Source organism: Actinomyces gerencseriae DSM 6844 (assembly GCF_000429265.1).
GTDB lineage: Bacteria > Actinomycetota > Actinomycetes > Actinomycetales > Actinomycetaceae > Actinomyces > Actinomyces gerencseriae.
In genome coordinates this window covers 45,915-64,809 of sequence record NZ_AUBN01000014.1, presented here as the reverse complement: position 1 = coordinate 64,809, position 18,895 = coordinate 45,915, and the positions used below count along the sequence as shown (strand labels likewise).

General features: G+C 70.0%; 16 protein-coding genes. 4 read left to right on the top strand and 12 right to left on the bottom strand.

Features of this window, described 5'->3' with window-relative positions:
• Positions 1-198: 198 nt before the first annotated feature.
• Complete coding sequence (locus G448_RS0107230) at positions 199-1,467, bottom strand: alpha-hydroxy acid oxidase (protein WP_026407445.1); 1,269 nt, start codon at positions 1,465-1,467, stop codon at positions 199-201.
• 382 nt (positions 1,468-1,849) lie between these two features.
• Between G448_RS0107230 and G448_RS18760 the strand changes: the two genes are divergently transcribed.
• Both G448_RS18760 and G448_RS18755 read left to right on the top strand, forming a co-directional pair.
• On the top strand, positions 1,850-2,062 hold the full coding sequence (locus G448_RS18760; protein WP_245572237.1) for a hypothetical protein: 213 nt from the start codon (positions 1,850-1,852) through the stop codon (positions 2,060-2,062).
• Entirely contained in the window at positions 2,011-2,727 is a 717-nt protein-coding gene (locus tag G448_RS18755; protein ID WP_245572236.1) for a DedA family protein, read from the top strand. The genes G448_RS18760 and G448_RS18755 overlap by 52 nt, the downstream gene beginning before the upstream one ends.
• Positions 2,728-2,767: 40 nt before the next feature.
• Here G448_RS18755 and G448_RS0107220 read toward each other — a convergent pair whose 3' ends face one another.
• The 7 genes from G448_RS0107220 to G448_RS0107190 form a co-directional block, all read right to left on the bottom strand.
• Positions 2,768-3,445 (bottom strand): pentapeptide repeat-containing protein, encoded by a 678-nt coding sequence (locus G448_RS0107220; RefSeq protein ID WP_026407444.1) that lies wholly within the window; start codon positions 3,443-3,445, stop codon positions 2,768-2,770.
• Between the two features lie 469 nt (positions 3,446-3,914).
• Positions 3,915-5,408, bottom strand: a complete 1,494-nt coding sequence (locus tag G448_RS0107215; protein ID WP_026407443.1) for a mannitol dehydrogenase family protein — start codon at positions 5,406-5,408, stop codon at positions 3,915-3,917.
• Between the two features lie 196 nt (positions 5,409-5,604).
• Positions 5,605-6,927: an RbtT/DalT/CsbX family MFS transporter gene (locus G448_RS15570; RefSeq protein WP_034494690.1), complete on the bottom strand. Its 1,323-nt coding sequence runs from the start codon at positions 6,925-6,927 to the stop codon at positions 5,605-5,607.
• A gap of 355 nt (positions 6,928-7,282) precedes the next feature.
• A complete protein-coding gene (locus G448_RS15565) occupies positions 7,283-8,161 on the bottom strand; it encodes a DeoR/GlpR family DNA-binding transcription regulator (RefSeq protein WP_084436462.1) in 879 nt (292 codons plus the stop codon).
• 167 nt (positions 8,162-8,328) lie between these two features.
• Positions 8,329-8,979 carry a LutC/YkgG family protein gene (locus tag G448_RS0107200; protein ID WP_026407442.1) on the bottom strand — a complete coding sequence of 217 codons (651 nt, stop codon included), beginning with the start codon at positions 8,977-8,979 and terminating at the stop codon, positions 8,329-8,331.
• On the bottom strand, positions 8,979-10,658 hold the full coding sequence (locus G448_RS15560; protein WP_245572235.1) for a LutB/LldF family L-lactate oxidation iron-sulfur protein: 1,680 nt from the start codon (positions 10,656-10,658) through the stop codon (positions 8,979-8,981). The genes G448_RS0107200 and G448_RS15560 overlap by 1 nt, the downstream gene beginning before the upstream one ends.
• Entirely contained in the window at positions 10,655-11,458 is an 804-nt protein-coding gene (locus G448_RS0107190) for a (Fe-S)-binding protein (protein WP_026407441.1), read from the bottom strand. Before G448_RS0107190 ends, G448_RS15560 begins: the two co-directional genes overlap by 4 nt.
• A gap of 499 nt (positions 11,459-11,957) precedes the next feature.
• Here G448_RS0107190 and G448_RS0107185 point away from each other — a divergent pair, with 499 nt between their 5' ends.
• The gene (locus tag G448_RS0107185; RefSeq protein WP_026407440.1) at positions 11,958-13,274 is read left to right on the top strand and encodes a DUF418 domain-containing protein; all 1,317 of its coding nucleotides are present in this window, start codon (positions 11,958-11,960) and stop codon (positions 13,272-13,274) included.
• A 237-nt stretch (positions 13,275-13,511) separates the two neighbouring features.
• On the opposite strand, the gene G448_RS0107180 is transcribed toward G448_RS0107185, so the two are convergent.
• The 4 genes from G448_RS0107180 to G448_RS0107160 all read right to left on the bottom strand — a co-directional run bounded on the left by G448_RS0107180 (position 13,512) and on the right by G448_RS0107160 (position 18,077).
• Complete coding sequence (locus tag G448_RS0107180; protein WP_026407439.1) at positions 13,512-15,203, bottom strand: L-lactate permease; 1,692 nt, start codon at positions 15,201-15,203, stop codon at positions 13,512-13,514.
• 462 nt (positions 15,204-15,665) lie between these two features.
• Positions 15,666-16,106 (bottom strand): hypothetical protein, encoded by a 441-nt coding sequence (locus G448_RS0107175; protein WP_026407438.1) that lies wholly within the window; start codon positions 16,104-16,106, stop codon positions 15,666-15,668.
• A gap of 59 nt (positions 16,107-16,165) precedes the next feature.
• On the bottom strand, positions 16,166-16,582 hold the full coding sequence (locus tag G448_RS0107170; RefSeq protein WP_026407437.1) for a hypothetical protein: 417 nt from the start codon (positions 16,580-16,582) through the stop codon (positions 16,166-16,168).
• Positions 16,583-17,465: 883 nt separating this feature from the next.
• Positions 17,466-18,077, bottom strand: a complete 612-nt coding sequence (locus tag G448_RS0107160; protein WP_026407435.1) for a hypothetical protein — start codon at positions 18,075-18,077, stop codon at positions 17,466-17,468.
• A gap of 76 nt (positions 18,078-18,153) precedes the next feature.
• Here G448_RS0107160 and G448_RS0107155 point away from each other — a divergent pair, with 76 nt between their 5' ends.
• Positions 18,154-18,873 carry an FHA domain-containing protein gene (locus G448_RS0107155; RefSeq protein WP_026407434.1) on the top strand — a complete coding sequence of 240 codons (720 nt, stop codon included), beginning with the start codon at positions 18,154-18,156 and terminating at the stop codon, positions 18,871-18,873.
• The last annotated feature ends 22 nt before the right edge of the window (positions 18,874-18,895 follow it).

Genomic DNA, 18,895 nt, shown 5'->3' with positions numbered 1-18,895 from the left:
GAGGGGAGAGCGGTCGGCGTGCGCGGCGGTCGCTCGCCCGCGGTGCCGCTGGCGTCGGACCGTCTCCGGAGGCGGCGCCGATCGTCAGTGGGAGATCCTCGCGGGAGGAGGACCCGGTGCCCTCTCGCAGGCCACCGACGCGACGGACGAGGGGGCTCTTCACCGCGGAGGGCTCGGGAGATCCGGGAGAACGGGCCTTCAGCGCTCCACGGCGTCGGCGGCGGCCCGCACCTGCGGGCGCACCGGGACGAGCCTGGTCAGCTGGGTGACGTGGCGAGGCTCGAGCTCCTCGATGCTGGAGACGCCCAGGAGCTTCATCGTGCGCACGACCTCCTCCGACAGGATCTCGATGACCCGGTCGACGCCGGCGCGGCCGCCCGCCATGAGACCGTAGAGGTAGGCGCGGCCGACGATGGTGAAGTCGGCGCCCAGCGCGATGGAGGCCACGATGTCCGCGCCGTTCATGATGCCGGTGTCGATCATGACGGTGGCATCCGAGCCGATCTCGCGGACGAGCTCGGGCAGGAGTCGGAAGGGGACGGGGGCGCGGTCGAGCTGCCGCCCGCCGTGGTTGGACAGGATGATGCCGTCGACGCCGTGATCGAGCAGCCGCTTGGCGTCGGGGATGTTCTGCACCCCCTTGACGACGATCCTCCCGGACCACATGGAGCGGATGACCTCGAGGTCCTCGTAGCTGATCGTCGGGTCCATGGCGGCGTCGAGCAGCTGGCCGACGGTGCCGCCGGTGCTCTTCAGGGAGGCGAACTCGAGTTTCGGGGTGGTCAGAAAGTCGAACCACCACCACGGACGGGGGATCGCATTGAGAACCGTTCCCATGGTGATCTGAGGCGGAATGGAGAATCCATTGCGCCTGTCGCGCAGGCGAGCCCCCGCCACCGGGGTGTCCACGGTGAACATGAGGGTGTCGAAGCCGGCGGCGTCGGCGCGCTTCACCAGCCCGTAGGAGATCTCCCGTTGGCACATGACGTAGAGCTGGAACCAGTTCCGCCCGCGCGGGTTGGCGGCCTTGACGTCCTCGATGGAGGCGGTCCCGAGAGTGGAGAGGGTGAAGGGGATGCCCGCGGCGCCCGCGGCGCCGGCGCCCGCGATCTCGCCCTCGGTCTGCATGAGGCGGGTGAAACCGGTGGGGGCGATGCCGAAGGGCATGGCGGAGGGGCCGCCGAGGATCTTGCACGAGGTGTCGACGGAGGGCGCCGGCCGCAGGATGTCGGGGTGGAACTCGACGTCGCGGAAGGCCTGACGGGCCCGACGCAGGGAGATCTCGCCCTCGGCGGCGCCGTCGGTGTAGTCGAAGGCGGCCGCGGGCGTGCGTCGCCTGGCGATCGTGCGCAGGTCCCAGACGGTTTGAGCCGACTGGAGTCGCCGGTGCCTGGCGTTCAGATCGAGTTTCTTGAAGTGGAGCAGGTCGAAGATCTCGTTCGGGTTGGGGATCTGGCGCTTGACCATGGCGGTATCGGACCTCGTCATCGAGTTGACAGGACAGTGCTGCGGACGCGCATGGTTGCCACCGCGCCGACGGCCATGCGATCCTAGCGGGACGAACGGCCTATGAGCAAGGAATGCCTCACCTGTCTCGCGCCTGCCGGTCGCTCCAATCGACTCGGCCGCCCTGGTCAATCGGGTTCCGGCTCGAGATCGGTCGGGTTCCGCGTCGAGATCGGTCCGGTTCGACGGAGCCGGCGGCCCGCCTCGGGGCGCGAGAGAGCCCCTGTCTCAGGGAGAGTCAGGGCGGAGGCATGCCGTCGTCAAAGTCCCGGCACAGGACGGTGGCCGAGGCTCGTCCTGCGCGCTGCCGCCCGGCGGCGTCGAGTCGTCGCGAGGAGCGCATGTGGACGCCATCAGCAGGATCGTCGATCTCATCGGCACCGTCTCCGACGCCGGGGCGTTGCTCATGGCCCTGGGTCCCCGGCTACTGGCCGGCATGGCCGTCATCGTCTTCGTCGAGTCGGGTGTCCTGTTCCCTTCCTGCCCGGCGACTCGCTGCTGGTCATGGCAGTCGTCCTCCACACATCGCTGGGGCCGGGTTTGTGGCGGGTCGTGAGTGTGTGCCTGGCGGCGGCGATCGCCGGGGACCAGGCGGGTTACTGGCTCGGCTCGCGCTGCGGGCGCGGACTGTTCCGCGACGATGCTCGTGTCCTGCGCACCGACCGCCTGGAGGCGGCCGAGGCCTTCTTCGCCCGTTACGGGCGTCTCGCCCTCGTACTGGGGCGCTTCGTGCCGGTGGTGCGCACCTATGAGCCCTTCGCGGCCGGGACTGCGCGGATGCCCTATCGGCGCTTCGTCACCTGGAACATCATCGGAGCGATCGCGTGGGTCGGCTCCATGACGGCGATCGGCGTGCTTCTGTCGGGCATCCCCGGTATCGCGGATTCGATCGAGGGCGTTGTGCTCGTCATCGTCGCCATCTCCGTGCTGCCGGTCGTCATCCCGGCCGCGCACCGGTGGTGGGGACGACGGCCCACTGGTCGCGACACGGGAGGGGTGTCATCCCGGCCGCGCGCACCAGCCGGTGGGGACGGTCGAACCGGGACGGCCGGCTCGACGACGGTACGACGGCGGGCCGGTAGCGGGACGACCTCGACGTTCTCGCGCGAGTCCGACGACGGCGCCGTCGGACTTGGGCTGGAAGGCCCGACTCGTGCCGGCATGCCCGCCTCGACAGGGGCGCGGGGCGCGGTGGCGGACCTGGGCACGGGCTCGCCCTGATGCCGTCGGGCCCGATGGGCCGCGGGCGCTCGGCGCATCCCTACAGCACTCGCAGACCCGTGTGGGCGGCCAGCGCCGGTGCGAGCGCGGCGAGCTGGGCGCTTGAGACCGTCGCCCTGCGCAGGCCCCCGGCGTCGTCGATGCTCTCCAGGACCTCCAGGCGCAGCCCCCGCAGATCCGTGTCACTCATGCGCGCCCGTCGCACGTTGAGCACGCCCACCCGGCAGTCCTCGAACGCGACTCGGCTCAGCACGGCTGCGGTCAGATCGAGGGTGTCGATGACGCAGTCGCGCACGACGACGTCGAGCAGGTTCGCACCCCCGAGATTCAGAAAACTGATCTTGCAGCCCTCCACCGCAACACTGCGCCACTGGGTGTCGTGCATGATCAGTGCGCCGACCCGGGATGACGCCAGCGTCGCCTCCCGCCACGAGGAGCGCTGGGCGGTCAGCTCGGAGGCGCTCAGGCGCTCGATCCGCGTGCTGGTGACACGCCATGCGACCAATCGCGCGCTGTCGGCTCGCATATCGACCAGCTCGCACTCGTTCAGTTCGAGGCCGGCCAGGTCCGCGCCGCTGATGTCGATGCCGGTCAGGCGGGTCAGGTCCACGTAGCCGCCGGCGCGCAGCATTCCGGCGGCGCCCGGTTCGAGGTCGGCGAGCCGGAGGGGCGGGACGACCGGTGAACGCGGCTCACTGCGCGTGGCGTAACGGGCCATGACTCCTTTGTACCCCGGGCCTGCGTCGCGCGCAGGCCCTGCGCGGTCGTGCTCGGGCCTGCGCGGTCGTGCCCGGCCCCGCGCGGTCGTGCTCGGGCCTGCGCGGTCGTGCCCGGCCCCGCGCGGTCGTGCTCTTGTGCGCCGGGTCGAACCTTAGAGCGCCCGGGAGGGACGAACGCGAGCCCGGAGGTACGACCGCGCGGCACAAGGTACGACCATGCGCCGCCGGGTACGACCGCGAGCCCGCTCCCCGAGGACAGTCCTGTGAACAAGCGGTCCGGACGTCGTCGCCCGGCCAGGGCGGTGCCCCGTGGTCGGTGCGACTCGCAGTGCCCGTACCGCTGGTGCCGACGTCCTGGCCGGCCCGTGCCCCGTGGTCGGCAGGCCGCCCGTGGGCATGCACGCCGCGTCGCCCCGCCCGGGCGGTGCCTCCGCGCGCTACGACTCGGGAGGGACGTCCGACGCCCGCTCAGACATCCGCCACGAGCGCCCGCATGCGGGCCCGCGCCCCCTGGGAGCGCAGTGCCGCGAGCTCCTCGAGGTAGGTGGTGCGGAAGCGCTCATTGTCCGCGAGGTCCCCGAAGATCTCCTCGTCGGCGATGAACGCGGTCTCGTCCCCGGCCTCCTGCCGCTCGGCCAGGGGGCGCAGGTCGTCGACCCGGGGGATCGGCCGGCCGTTCTCATCCGTGCCGAGCACACCCAGCGACCAGGCGGCGCACAGGGCGGCGCCGAGTCGGATCGACCCGCCGGCGGCGAGGTTGTCACGCACCGTCGGCAGAACGAACTTGGGCATGCCGCTGGGGCCGAAGAAGGCCAGCCGCTCCAGCGTGTCGGCGATGGAGGCGTTGGTGAAGCGCTCGAAGAGCGTGTCCACGTACTCCGCCAGGTCGATGCCCGGCACCGGCAGGAGGCGCGGCAGTGCCTCGCGCTCCAGGTAGGTCCGCACCCAGGTGGCGATGTCGTCGTCGGCGGCGGCCTCGTGCCCGTAGGTCATGCCGAGCAGACGTCCCCAGTGGCCCAGCCCCTGGTGGGAGGCGTTGAGCAGGCGCAGCTTCATCAGCTCGTAGGGCACGACGTCGTCGACCATCTGCACCCCGACCTCCTCGTACGGCGGGCGGCCAGCGGGGAAGTCGTCCTCGAGCACCCACTGGGTGAAGGGCTCGCACACCACCGGCCACGCGTCCTCGATGCCCAGCTCGGAGCGGACCTCGGCGATGTCCTCCGGGGTGGTCTGGGGCGTGATCCGGTCGACCATGCAGTTGGGGAAGGAGACGTGCTCGTCGATCCACGTCGCCAGGGCCGGGTCGCTCATGGCGGCCTGCCCGACGACGGCGGTGCGGGCGATCCTGCCGTTGCCGGGCAGGTTGTCGCAGCTCATGACCGTGAAGGGGATGATGCCGGCCTCTCGACGACGGCGAAGCGCCTCGACGATGTAGCCGAAGGCGGTCGAGGGCTCGTGCGGGTGGGCGGCGTCGTGACGGGCGCCGTCCGACTCGGCGCGGAAGGCGCCGGTCGCGTCGTCGATGTTGTAGCCGCCCTCGGTCACCGTCAGGGAGACGATCCGCGTGGCGGGTGCGGCCATGAGGCGCAGGACGGCCTCGGGGTCGTCGGGGGCGAAGAGGTAGTCGTGGATCGAGCCGATGACGGTGGACTCGTGGTGCCCGTCGGGGTGCTTGAGGGTGAGGGTGTAGGTGTGGTCCTGGGAGGCGAGCGCGTCGCGCATGCGGGCGTCGCCCGGCAGGAGGCCGACTCCGCAGATGCCCCAATCCAGGCAGGTGCCCGGGGCGCCGGGCCCGGTGCTGCCCGGGGCGCCGGACTTGAGGCCCTCCCGCATGAGGCGGTCGATGTACATGGCCTGGTGGGCGCGGTGGAAGCCGCCGACGCCGATGTGGACGATCCCGGTTGTGATCGCGGAGCGGTCGTAGTCGGGGGCGAGGGTGCTGAGGGCGGGGGTGGTGGGCATGATCGGGGTCCCTTTCTGATGTGCGCGATGTGTCTGCTGTGTCTTCTGCGGTTGGCCGGTGGTGCGGGTCGAGGGGGTGGTGCGCGTTGAGTGCGGGGTCGGTCTCAGTCTGCGGTTGGCCGGTGGTGCGGGTCGAAGGGGTCTGATGGGTCTTGGAGCTGGAAGGGCTCTGAGGCCGAATGGGCCCCGCGAGCGGTCAGGCGCTGGTGGGCGCTGCGGGCGCCGTCTCATCGTCGGAGATGGCGGGAGCGGTGTCGAGCACCCGGGCATTGCCCGGAAGCTTGAGGGTGAAGCAGAGGAGGAAGGAGATGACGTACAGACCGGCGAGCGCCATCGCGACGGCGAAGTACCCGGAGGCGGTGTTCTCGTCGCCGAGGAGTGCGGAGACGATGGCGGGGCCCACGAAGGCGCCCAGGCCGGCGCCGAGGTTGAGGATCGCCAGCGCGTTGCCGGTCTCCCCGTGCGCGTGGGCGGTGATCAGCGGCGTGGTGGGCACGTGGGCGCTCAGGCCGATGCCGACGGCCGAGGTGCCCAGCGCGATGAGGAGGAAGTTCGGACCCGCGATGAGCGGAATGACGTAGATGTAGACCAGGGCGATCGCCGTGATCGGGGTGGCCGCCCACTGCAGGGTGTTGCGCCAGCCGATGCGGTCGCCCATGACGCCCCAGAAGATGTCTCCGACGATGGCGACGAACCCGAAGATGGAGAACTCCAGGATCGCCTGGGACTCCGGCATGCCGAAGACCTTGTGCAGGTAGACGACGTAATAGGCCTGCATGCCGTACTGGCCGGACAGGTTGATGATCTTGACGATCCCGTTGATGGAGACCTTCGGGTAGCGCCACAGGACGGAGACGGCCGAGCCGATCGACTCCAGGACCGACCGGTTCCGGGTCAGGGCCGATGACGGGTGGAGGCGCAGGAAGAGCATGCCGGCCGCCCCGCCGACGGCGGCCAGCGACCACCCGGCCCACAGGGTCGGGACGTGGCCGATGACGGGCAGGGCGAGGCTGGACAGGTAGGAGCCGAGCAGCTGCATGCCCAGGGAGAAGGCGAACCAGAACCACCCGGAGACCGAGGACTGGCGGGCCGGGGGCGTCACCATCATGGTCCAGGTGAGGAACCCGTAGGCGAACATGGGGTAGCCGAAGCCTCGCATCCCGTAGAAGAGCAGGAGGAGATGCATGCTGTGGCTGGGCAGGCCGACGGCGATGAACAGGGCGTCGAAGACCAGGAACGAGACCAGGCCGATGAGCATGACCTTGCGGCAGCCCAGGGCGTCGCACAGCGCGCCGGACAGGAAGGCGGCGATCGCGACGATGACGCCGTAGGAGGTGACGATCGAGGAGGCCTGCGAGACGGTGAAGCCGACGTCGGCGCTGGACAGGTAGGTGGTGATCCACACGGCCTCGATGCCGTCTCCGATGACGAAGACGATGACGGCGAGGAATCCGACGGTGAGGTCGGTGGGGAAGCCGGTGCGTTGCACCGCGGCTATGAAACGGTTGGAACTGGGCATCGGAGGACCTTCGTTGGTGGATGACGGCGTTGTCGCGGCCCCGAGGACCGTTGATCCGAGTCTGCGACCGCGGCTCGGCCCGTGAGATGACCGGTTTCGACCGATGCGTGACCGGTCGTCGTTCATCGGGGCACTCGTCATCGCCGCGAGCCGGTGCCGGCGCGCGCCGTGCATCGTCGTCGTGATTCGGCCTCCGTCATGCGATTCTTGCCCGTGATAGTGCCTGGAGCGTGCCGGCGCGCGCCCCGTCGCAAGCGGTCCGAGCGGCCACCGGCGGATGGTCGCACCGACCGTTCCTGCCCGATCGGACGACTGCTCGAGTGCTTCCCGTGCTACCGGGGGCGGCGCCCCTGGCTCAGACCCGTTCGATGACGGCGCCGAGCTCGGTCAGGCGCCTGGCGGTGGAGGACCGCAGCTCGCGGCCGGTGATGACGCGTTCGAGCTGGCGGACGTGTCCGAAGCGGGCGAAGGTCGAGTGACCGAACTTCGTGTGGCTGCCGACGAAGACGGCACGGTGAGCGGTCGCCAGGACCGTCTCCTTGACCTCCGCGACCGAGGCGTGCGGCGTCGTCAACCAGCCCTCCTCGTTCACGCCGTTCGCCCCGACGATGGCGAGGTCCGGCTCCATCTCCCGCAGCATGCGGGTGGCCCAGCGCTCCACCGCCGCCAGCGTGATGGGACGGATTCTGCCGCCGATGACGACGACCTGCGTTCGGGGCCTCTCCGCGAGCTCGATGGCGGTGGGCAGGGAGGCGGTCACGATGGTCAGATCGCGGTCGGCGGGCAGGGCGCGGCCGACGAGGAGCGGATGGAAGCCCTCATCGAGGAAAACGGTCTCCGCGGTGCCGAGGTGCTCCACGGCCGCCCGGGCGATGCGCTCCTTCTCGTCGACGAGGTGGGAGATGCGGAACTCGCGGCTCGACTCGAAGGAGCCCGAGTCGGCGGCGGCGACCCGCCCGTAGGAGCGCCGGATCCGTCCGGTGGACTCCAGAAGGCGCAGGTCGCGGCGAATGGTCTCGATGGAGACCCCGAAGAGCCGGGGCAGGTCGGCGACCGAGGTGCTGCCCTGAGCCCGCAGGTGGGAGACGAGAGCCTCCCGACGCTCCTTCGCGTCCGATGCGGGGCGGGCGCGCTCGGCTCCGGGGCGCTCCGACGCGGGGGCGGCCGGGGGTGAGGGCGAGATGGGCTGCGTGGAGGAGGGAGGCGAGACGGCCGAGGGCTGAGTAGGGGCCATATGTCGATTCTGACGCCGCTCGTGGCTCCGCGTGCGGAGTTCGAGCGTCCCGCCCTCCTTCGTCGAGATCGGTGCGCAACCGGACCGATCTCGAGCCGGAACTCGACCGATCTCGGCGAGGGAGAGGGACGGAGAGGAGGACGGGAGGGGGAGGAGGCCCGCGGCGCTCAGTGCGCGATGACGACGCCGAGGTTGCGCGGGCCGTGGACACCCTGGACGCGCACCAGCTCGATGTCGGCCGTCGCGCTCGGGCCCGCGATCCACGTCATGGGACGGGCGGGGTGCTCGCCGAGCACGTCCACCGCCTGCGGCACGGTCGGCACGATCGACTCGCGCTCCAGGACGCACACGTGCCTGTCCGGCACCAGGGTGATCGCCCGGCGCCCTTGGTCGGGCTCGCCGTCGAGCACGATGGTGCCCGAGATGGAGATGCCGACCCGCGAACAGGTGACGACGGCGTCGACGCGGTCCAGGTCGAGAGTCGCGATCGGTTGCTCGGGGGAGTCCTCGACGAGCTCGCGCCCGGACCGGGCGGCGGCCCGCTTATACGCCTCGGGCAGCCCGGTCGGCACGACGACGAGTCGCGCCTCGCCCAGCAGGTCGTCGATCGCCTCGGCGATCCCGGCATCGGCGGACTCGGTGCGCACGACGGCGTCGTAGTCCTCGAGCTTGTCCACCATGTCCGCCACGACCGGCGGGGATCCGGGGGCGTGCTCGCCGACGCGGATGTAGTCGCGCGGAACAGGCCGGGCCGGGCCGCGCTGGGAGCGGGCGATGGCGTCGCGGGCGCGTGCCAGGATGGCGGTGCGGGCATCCATCACTTCTCCTCCTCGTGACCGATTCCGGCCGACGGCGTCGGGCCCGCCGGTGCCGACGGCGACGGCGTCGCGGCGGCCGGGGCGGTGGATCGCGCGGCCGTCGTGGCGGCCGCGGCGGCCGGCGTCGTGGACCTCGCCGACGATCCGGGCGCCGCCGCCTCCGGATGTGTGCGGGCCCACCACTCGCGGAAGTTCTCGCTCGGCGCCTCGGGGAGGTCGCGGGCCCCGGTCCACATGGAGGCCGGGAAGGGCAGCGCGCCGATCCTGCCGTCGCGGCCCACGAGCCGGGACGCCTTGACGGCCTTCTCCGCCAGGCCCCACAGCCGACCGCTGCTCATGGCCGGTCGGGCGGCGCTCATCGCGACATCCCACATGTCCGGGAGCACCTTGCGCTTGACATCGACGGTGCGCGCTCGCAGGTGGATGAGGATCGTCGGGATGTCGATGCCCACCGGGCACGCCTCGCCGCAGGCCCCGCACAGCGAGGAGGCGAAGGGCAGCGTGTGCACCGGATCGTCGTCGGCCAGCCCCTGGGTGAGCTGGGGCGTGATGATGGCGCCGATGGGGCCCGGGTAGACCGAGCCGTAGGCGTGGCCGCCCACGTGCTGGTAGACGGGGCAGATGTTCATGCAGGCCCCGCAGCGGATGCAGTGGAGGGCCTCCCGCCCGATCGGGTCGGCGAGCGTCCGGGTGCGCCCGTTGTCCATGAGGATGAGGTGGAACTCCTGCGGACCGTCGCCCGGCGTCACCCCCGTCCACATGGAGGTGTAGGGGTTCATGCGCTCGCCGGTGGCAGAGCGCGGCAGCAACTGGGAGAAGATCTCGATGTCCTGGAAACGGGGGACGAGCTTCTCGATGCCCATGAGGGTGATGAGCGTGTCGGGCAGGGTCAGGCACATGCGGCCGTTGCCCTCCGACTCGAAGATCGAGACCGTGCCCGTCTCGGCCACGCCCATGTTGGTGCCCGAGACGGCCACCGGGGCGTGGAGGAACTTCTTGCGCAGGTGCGTGCGGGCGGCCCCCGCCAGCTCGACCGGGTCGTCGGACAGGTCCGGCGGGGCATCGCCCATGCGATCCAGGAAGATGCCGCGCACCTCGGAGCGGTTGCGGTGGATGGCCGGTACGACGATGTGGGAGGGCATGTCGTCGGCGAGCTGGACGATCATCTCGGCCAGATCGGTCTCGTGGGCGGTGATGCCCTCGGCCTTGAGGTGCTCGTTGAGGTTGGTCTCCTGGGTCGCCATCGACTTGATCTTGACGACGTCGTCCACGCCCTTGGACCTGATGATCGAGGTGACGATCCGGTTCGCCTCGGCGGCGTCGCGCGCCCAGTGGACGATGCCGCCGCGCGCGGCGACGTTGGCCTCGAAGCGCTCGAGCAGCTCGGGCAGATGGCTCATGACCTCGTTCTTGACGGCGCTGGCGGCCCGGCGGAGCTCCTCCCAGTCCGGCATCTCCTCCACTCGCACGGCCCGCTTGTTCCGGATGGTGCGCGTGGCGTGGCCCAGGTTGCGGCGCAGCTGGGTGTTCCGGAGGGTCTTGTGGGCCGCGGCCGGGAAGGTCTCGCCCCACCGCAGCGTGTCGTCGGGGATCTCGACCGTGGTGCGCCACCCGCCGGTGCGGGTCGCACGGGACTCGGCGTCCGGCACCGCCGGCATGCCCAGGAAGGTCTGACTCATCGGGCCGTCGCCTCCTCGGCGGTGGGGGCGAAGGACACGTTGCCGTCGAAGGGCTGGTCCTTGGTCGAGGCCAGGATCTCGGCCAGGTGCATGATCCGCACCCCCGAGTTCAGGCGGGACAGACCGCCGCCGACGTGCATGAGGCAGGAGTAGTCGCCCATGCACAGCACCTCGGCCCGGGTGGACATGACGTTGGAGACCTTGTCGGCGAGCATGGCCGTGGAGGTCTCGTAGTTCTTCATCGAGAAGGTGCCTCCGAAGCCGCAGCACACCTCGGCGTCGGGCAGGGGCACCAGGTCGATGCCGTCGACGGCCTCCAGGAGCCGCAGGGGGCGGTCGCCGACCTTGGCGATGCGCATCGAGTGGCAGGTCGGGTGATAGGTGACCCGGTGGGGGAAGGAGGCGCCGACGTCGGTCACCCCCAGGACGTCGATGAGCAGCTCGGAGAGCTCGTAGGTCCTCGCCGCGACCTCCTTGGAGCGGCGCGCCAGGGCGCTGTCGCCCACGTGCTCGGCCACGAGAGCCTGCTCGTGGCGGGTCGCCCCGGCGCATGAGCCGGAGGGGACGACGACGGCGTCCCACTCGCCGTCGAGCACCGGCTCGAAGGTCCTGACGTGGTTGCGGATGAGGGAGGATGCCTGCGTGAAGTACCCGGTGTTCGCGTGCATCTGTCCGCAGCAGACCTGGCTCTCCGGGAAGACGACCTCGTGTCCGAGTCTCTCCAGGATGGCGACGGTCGCCTGCGGCGCCTGCGGGAACATCGAGTCTGCTATGCAGGTCGCGAAGAGTGCGATGCGCACGGATGGACCTTTCGTCGACGTCATTGGCCGTTGCTGGCCGCCGTTGGCTCAGGCCTCACCGTAGGTGCACGGGGGCGCTTCGGGGGCTCTTCGTCGGGCGAGCTTGGGGCGACACATGCGAAGGGGCGTCGTCGCGGGGAAAAATGCGGGTCGCCCCGTGGTCGGCGCGGAAACGTCCCCCTGCGCCGGGGCGATCGGGCGATCGGGTTTGCGCAAGCGTCGCCTGAGGTTTATGACGGAGTGTCGCCAGAGCTCATGAGTGATGGACGCGGTCCGCGTCGGCCCGCGGAGCGCGGCGGATGCATGCGTCCGCCGCGCCGGATGCGAGGCGTGCCATGCGATGCCGGTTCGGCTCCCGGTTCCCTCTCCCCGTGGGGGAGAGCGCGGCGCCGGGACGACCGTTCCCGTCCAGCCCGCCCGGAGCCCCCTCCCCGTGGGGGAGAGAGGCCATGACCCTGCGGGGGAGGTTCCGGCGTCGGCCCTTTTCTAGCGTGAGGCCATGCGGCTCACAGCGTCATTCACTGGTTCTCGGGGCGTGCGCTATCCGGCGCCCGACGTGGCCCGGGGCTTCATGCTCCTGCTCATCGCGGGGGCCAACGTGTCCGTGTGGCCCACGATCGCGAATCCGGACTCGACCGGCGGGGAGGCGGCCGCCGGCGCCGGGGGCATGGCGGACGTGGCGGACACGGTCTGGGTCTGGGTGCGGACCCTGCTGATCTCCGGTCGTGTCTACCCGCTCTTCGCCATGCTGTTCGGTTTCGGACTGGTCACCATGATCAACCGGCGGATCGAGAGCGGTACGAACTCCTACCTCAGGGGACTGGATGGGGCGAGGGCGGGGCGTGAGCCGACGCCCGCGGAGATCTCCTGGGCCCATGAGCGGGCCACCGTGGACGCGCGACGCCTCGTGAGGCGCCGCGGGCTGTGGATGATCCTCTTCGGCCTCGTCCACGGCGTCTTCTTCTACGGCGACATCATCGGCACGTACGGACTGGCGGCGGTCGTCTTCGCGGGATGGCTGGCGCGGAAGCATCGCAGGCGGGCCATCGCGGTCAGCGTTCTCCTCATCCTGTGGCTGATCTGGACGCAACTGAATACGGGCGGGACCGCGGCGATCATGGGCACGACGTACGCGCAGGCCGTCGCTCAGGAGCAGATGCCGGCGACGGGGCTGCTCGTCTTCGCATCCAACGTGCGGCACTGGGCCATGAACACGGTCGTGACGCTGACGATGAGCAGCACCATTGTGCCCGCCATGTTCATCGGCGCCCGTCTGGCGGATACCGATGTCATGGCCGATCCCCGCGGGCATCGCCGCCCGCTGATCGTCGTCGCTCTCGGCGGGCTGATCATCGGTGCGGTGAGCGCCGTCGGCATGGCGCGCTGGATCACCGGCGGGAGGCTCATGTTCTGGGACCTCGCGGTCGCAGAGGTCTTCGGTCTGGCCGGGGGATGCGGCTGGTTGGCCCTTCTGGCTCTGTACGCGGGCGGGCCGAGGCCGGACGGACGACTGACCGGTCTGCGGTGGCTGGCCTCGAGCGTGGGTCGGAGGTCGATGACGGCCTACCTGAGTCAGACGGTCCTGTTCGGGGCTGTGTTCGTGATCGTGCCGGGGCTGCTGGGGACCCGACTGGTGGTGGGGGAGGCCGCGTCGGCGGGCATCGCCGTGGCGGTCTGGCTGGCCGCCGTGCTCCTGTGCGCGATCCTCGAACGAGGCGGCCACGCGGGGCCCTTCGAGACTCTGCTGCGCACGGCGGTGGTCCGCACTGAGCGCTCGCGCTCCCCCTCTCCGCGCTGTCCGCGAGATCGGTCGTAATCCGCGTCGAGATCGGTTCGGTTCCGGCTCGAGATCGGTCGGGTTCCGGCTCGAGATCGGTCCGGTTCCGGCTCGAGATCGGTCCGATGGCGGTGCACCCGGCTACCGGAACCACGAGTCGGGCATTCCTGTGCGAGTCCGACGACGCCGCCGTCGGACTCGCGCCGAAATGCCAGCCTCGCGCGAAAAAGCCCGACTCGACGCGGGGCCCGGGCCGGCGCCCTCAGGCGGGTGCTCTCAGGCGGGCATGTAGGCGCCGAGCCATCCCTGGGCGGCGATGAAGACCATCGCCCCCAGCAGGACGAGGAGGCCGAGCGAGAACGGCGCGGCCTTCTTGAGGATCTCCGCGTCCGTCCCGGGCGCCTGGACGGCCGTGGTGACGACGGCGAGGTTCTGAGGCGAGACGATCTTGCCCAGGCCACCGCCGATGGTGTTGGCCGCCAGGAGGATGCGCGGGTCCAGCCCCGCGGTGTGCGCGGCGGTGGCCTGCAGGTTCGCGAACAGGGCGCCGGCGCTCGTCGCCGAGCCCGCCACTGCCGTGCCGACCCACCCCAGGACTGGGGAGAGGAATGCGAAGGCCGCACCCGTGGTCGCCAGAGCCGCACCCACGGCACTGGTCTGACCCGAGAAGTTCATGATGTAGGCCAGCGCCATGACGGTGGCGATCGTGAGGATCGACATGCGCAGTGTGTAGACCGTCTCCGGCAGCGCTCGGAGCATGCGTCGCGCGCTCACCTGGAAGCGATCGCCCGAGGAGCGCCGGGAGTAGACGATCGTCACGATCACGGCCGTCAGGAAGATCCAGGTGCCCGGATTGGAGAGGGTCTGCAGGTTGTACTCGGCGCTGTCGGAGACCTCGCCGGCGCTGGTGAGCAGCCGGCCGTGGACTCCGGGCCACGGGATCTTGATGTCGGTGCCGGACAGCGCCTTGGACAGATCGACACCGATCTTCCACAGCTTGGTGATGCCGATCATGACGACGACCAGGACGTAGGGCAGGAGAGCGAGAACCACGCGCTCGGTGTCGGGCTTGTCCGCGGCGCTGGTCTCCGAGCGGAACTCCTCGGGAGTGGTCGGCGTCCACACGAGGAGGAAGATGTAGGAGGCGGCGAAGCCCAGAAGGGCGGCCAGGACGCTGGTGAGTTCGTAGGACACGTTCGGCGCGACGAAGTGGCCGGCTCCGGTGGCCAGCCCGGCGATGAGGGCCAGGGGCCACAGCTGCCGCACGGCGCGGACACCGTCGAGAATCGCCAGGAGGAGGAAGGGCATGAGCACGCAGATGACCCACGTGAAGTGGGTCATGAAGGATCCGACGACCGCGGGGTTCTCCCCGCCGCCGAGATTGGCGGCCGTGGTCACGGGAATGGCCATGGCGCCGAAGCCCACGTAAATGGCGTTGCCGACGATCGTCACGAGTGCGGCCTTGATCTTGTCCACGCCGAGGGTCACGAGCATGGCGGCGGTGATCGCCACCGGTGCCCCGAAGCCGGCCAGTCCCTCGAGCAGCCCGCAGAAGCAGAAGGAGACGATGAGGGCCTGGGCGCGCATGTCCCCCTTGCCGATGGCGTTGAACACGGCCCGCAGGTCCTTCGAGCGCCCGGAGACCTCGGTGAGGTTGTAGAGCCACACGGCGGCGATGATGATGTAGATGATCGGGACGAAGCCCATGGCCAGGCCCTGCGTCCCGGACAGGACCGTCATCCCCACCGGCATGCGGAAGCACACGATGGCCAGCACCGCGGACAGCGCGAGCGCGATGATCGAGCACCAATGAGTGGCGACCTTGAAGGCGCCCATGAGAACGAAGAAGGCGATCAGGGGCACGAGGCCCACGATCGCCGTGAGGAACACGTTGCCGCCCACCGCCGTCGTCGACGGGGTGAAGGACGCCTGAGCGGCGCCGAGGAGCGGGAGGACGTCGAGGGGCATGCGGGACTCCGAGATCGAGGACGGACGACGGTCGATCGTGAAGGGCCGGGGCACCGGTGCCGGGGCGCGCCGCTCACAATGAACTGAGTCGATCATGCCATGCCGGCCATCGCCGTGTCAGCGCTCCCGAGGACGACCGAATCGTTCCGCGGCGCGCAGCCGATGACGCGGCTCCCTCGTGGGCTCGCCCCGATCCCCCGTGGGCGCGCCCCGACCTCACCCCGAGCACCCTGGTGGCCCGCCAGACGCGAGCTCCTCTCCGTGCGCGCGCCCCGGCCCCGATCGCCGGAAGCGGACCAGCAGCAGCGAGGGCATGAGGGTTCCTCCATACGCGCGTGTGCGCGCCCCGACCGCTGGGCCGGGCGGTCGGGGCGCGAGAGGATATGGTGCCGGAAAAGCAGAGAAATCAGGCGGGATAGGGCCGACGGCGTCCTGCGGGCGCCCTGTGGCTCGGCGGCTCGGCTACGTCTCCTCGCCCGATGCCGCCGTCACGGACGACGACGCCGACCGGACCCGGCGTCGCGAGGCGACGTACCTCAGGACCCCGTGCTCCATCCCTACGACGCCGAGGGCGGCGGCGATGAGCAGGGCGATGGCGACCCGACTGTAGACGATGCAGTCATGGTAAAGATTCTCCGTGATCTCGAGACGGGTATCGAGCATGAAGAGGTAACTGCCTCCGCACATCCGTTTACCGGCGGTTGTGGCGTGCTCGACATCCCTCAGCGTGTTCAGCAGCAGAAACCCGATGGCGATCGTCGCCGTCAGGCTCAGGGCGAGCTTGAGGCCGGTCGGGGCCCGGCGGATACGGCTCCGACGCCACCAGGGAAGGACCAGTGCCACCAGTGCCAGTACGGCGAAGACGGCGAGGACGACTTGTCCGGCGAGGATTCCTGGGCGCATGGGCCATCCTTTGCTGAGGGAGCACGGAGGGGGGAGTGGATTTCGGGCGAGCGTCTTGACTACCGCTTCAGGCCGTACCACACGATATTCGACTTGCCCTGATTCGTGGCATTCCTGATCGATTCGCTGAGCGGGATGTCGGACCTGTTGGGGGTCTTGCGCACCTCGCTGCTCGCCGAAGTGACGGGGACTCCATCCTCGATGAGGCCGTCGCGAATGTAGTGAACCGTCTGCTCGGCGGACGTCGGGGTTGAGGCTCCTGTTGAGGCGCTGCTGTCCGTCCACTCCCGATCGAGGGTTGCCTGGTAGTCGGTGATGACCTTGGTGACGGTGTCCGTATCGGGCGCATCGATCGTGACGGTGTCGGGCGAGGATTGTGCGGCGTTTGCTGCGGAGAAGGAAAGGGTGGAAAGTGTCGTTGTCGTAGCCAACGCGAATGCGCCCGTACGCTGCAATGAGACTTTCTTCTTGGTCATCAGTGCTCCTTCTGATGTGCGGGCGTGATTCGTGTGCGGATCGACGGCGGCGCCTTCGGGCGACGCTACGTGGTGGTGCGGGGAGCGGCCAGGGCGAACGAGCACTTTATGTAAATGTTAACATATTTCTTAGAGTTCTTGAAGGTGATGCGGAGGTTGTGTGTGTGGGGGGGCGCTGGCATGAGTATTGCTAAGCAAGACGTGCATGACATGAGCATTGCATGATAGGGATATTGCAAGCGATCGGAGCGGCCTCTCGGTTCTCCCTCGCCGAGATCGGTCGAGTTCCGCGTCGACATCGGTTCGCACTGGCGATTCTCCGTGTGGTCGTGTCCGGGGTTGCGCCTCAGGGGCTGTCCGAGGATGGGGAGCGCGCGCAGAGGGTGCGCCTGCTCGACGCTCGGACTTCTGGCGCGTGATCGTGCCTTTGCGGTGCGAACGGGGTCTCTACCTGTACGGCTTCGTGGTTCCCCTGGTCGGATGGGAGGGGCGCGCGTGCCGCGGATCGTCGACGACGCCGGTCGGCGGGGCGTGCGGGAGAGGCGGCGCGTCCTCGCCCATGGGAGTCGAGGGCGGGTGCGACCGGGCTCGGGTCGGACGGGGGCGAGGCGGATGGGCGAGGTGGTGGTGCGCGGGGTGCGACCCGGCTCGAGTGGGACGGGGACCGGGCCGACTGCATCGCCACGTGGCTCGGCGCCCGAGTGCCGGGCTCGGGCGGGACGGGGACCGGGGCATGTCGTGGGGCTGCGTCCCCGCCCACGGCACGGTCTCTGCCCGCGCTGCCGGACCGATCTCGAGCCGGAACTGGACCGATCTCGAGCCGGAACTGGACCGATCTCGGCGCGGAACCGGACCGATCTCGATGCGGCCAACTCTCAGCCTCTCAGGGAGACGACGCGGTCTGCACAGGGCCCGGCCTGATGGGGTCGCGCTGAAGGTCGGCGGGGGCGACGCTGTCGACGAGGGCGATGATCTCGTTGATCATGGGCCTGACCTGGGCCGGAGTGGTACCCCAGACGCGCATGAGCACGTCCACGGGCACCGTGGGCAGACCGGCCTTGCGCAGGACGACCACGGCGCTCGGGCGCACGGTCGAGCCCATCGAGGTCCCGTCGGCGAGCGCCCAGTAACCCGCCGTGCTGGGGTTGGGGCGCAGCCGGTGCGGCGCTCCGCCCGGCAGGTTCTCCTTCAACAGCGCCAGCTGAGTGGCGTGTCGGCCCTGCTTGGAGCTGTCGTCATAGGCGATGACCAGGCTCAGATCCACGACGAGAACGCCCTGCAGGTCGGTGCCCACGTACAGAAGACGAGCCAGCGGGGCGCGGCGCTCCATTCGCCTCAGGGTGACCAGGAGCTCCTCGAGCTTGGCGCGTCGACGAGGATCCGCGCCGGCCATCCCCGATGTGCGGCGACGAGCCTCCGCGCGCTCCCAGCCCGGCGGCGGGAACTCGGGCACCACGATCCATACCGAGGCGTTCGGGGTGACGGCGATCTGCATCCTGAAGACTCCTTGTGCGTCACGTGTGCCGTGACGATCGGCGCTCGTAGGACGTTGTCCATCCTATGCTGTAGTCGTGCCAGCAACAGTTCCCGTGCCCGCCTCGCCCGTACAGCGCCTTCTGGCCGGCGGGATCGACATTCTGCTCGTGGGCGGGATCTGCGGATTCCTGCCGATCTCCTTGGTGGGAAAGCTGACGTGCGCGGGGCTCGTTCTCGCGGCGCTCGTCGTGCTGCAGGCCGTGATGGGCGTCGGACCCGGCGGGGCCGTCATGGGCATGCGGCTGCACCGGGTCTCGCGCGGCGGCAACAGTCCGGGCCTGGCCGCCCTGGGGCGCGCCGGTCTCATGGCGGTGGCCGCCGTGGCGACTCTGGGGATCGTCCCCGTGATCATGGTGGTGCGCGCGGACGTGACCGGCCTGCGGCGCACCTGGTTCGATCGGATCTCGGGGACCATGCTCGTCTCCAGGCGCTCGCACACGATGTACACCCTCGTCCTCGACGGTCGTTCCGTCCTGGTGGACGCCCCGGTGCTCCTGGGGCGCGCCCCCGAGCGGAGCCCCGGGCGCGAGGGTGTGCGATTGGTCTCCGTGCCCTCCGACGACGCGACGGTCTCCAAGACGCACGCGCTGCTCGAACCCACTCCGGAGGGTATCTCGGTGACCGATCTCGGCTCGACGAACGGCACCTACCTGGTCGATTCCCATGGCAGCCACGAACTGGCTCCTGGAATGGCCGAGACAGTGCCCAGGGGAGGGGCTATATACTTCGGCGAGGCCGAGTGTCGTGTTCGGTAGCGTATCCGGCGAGCCGGAGACG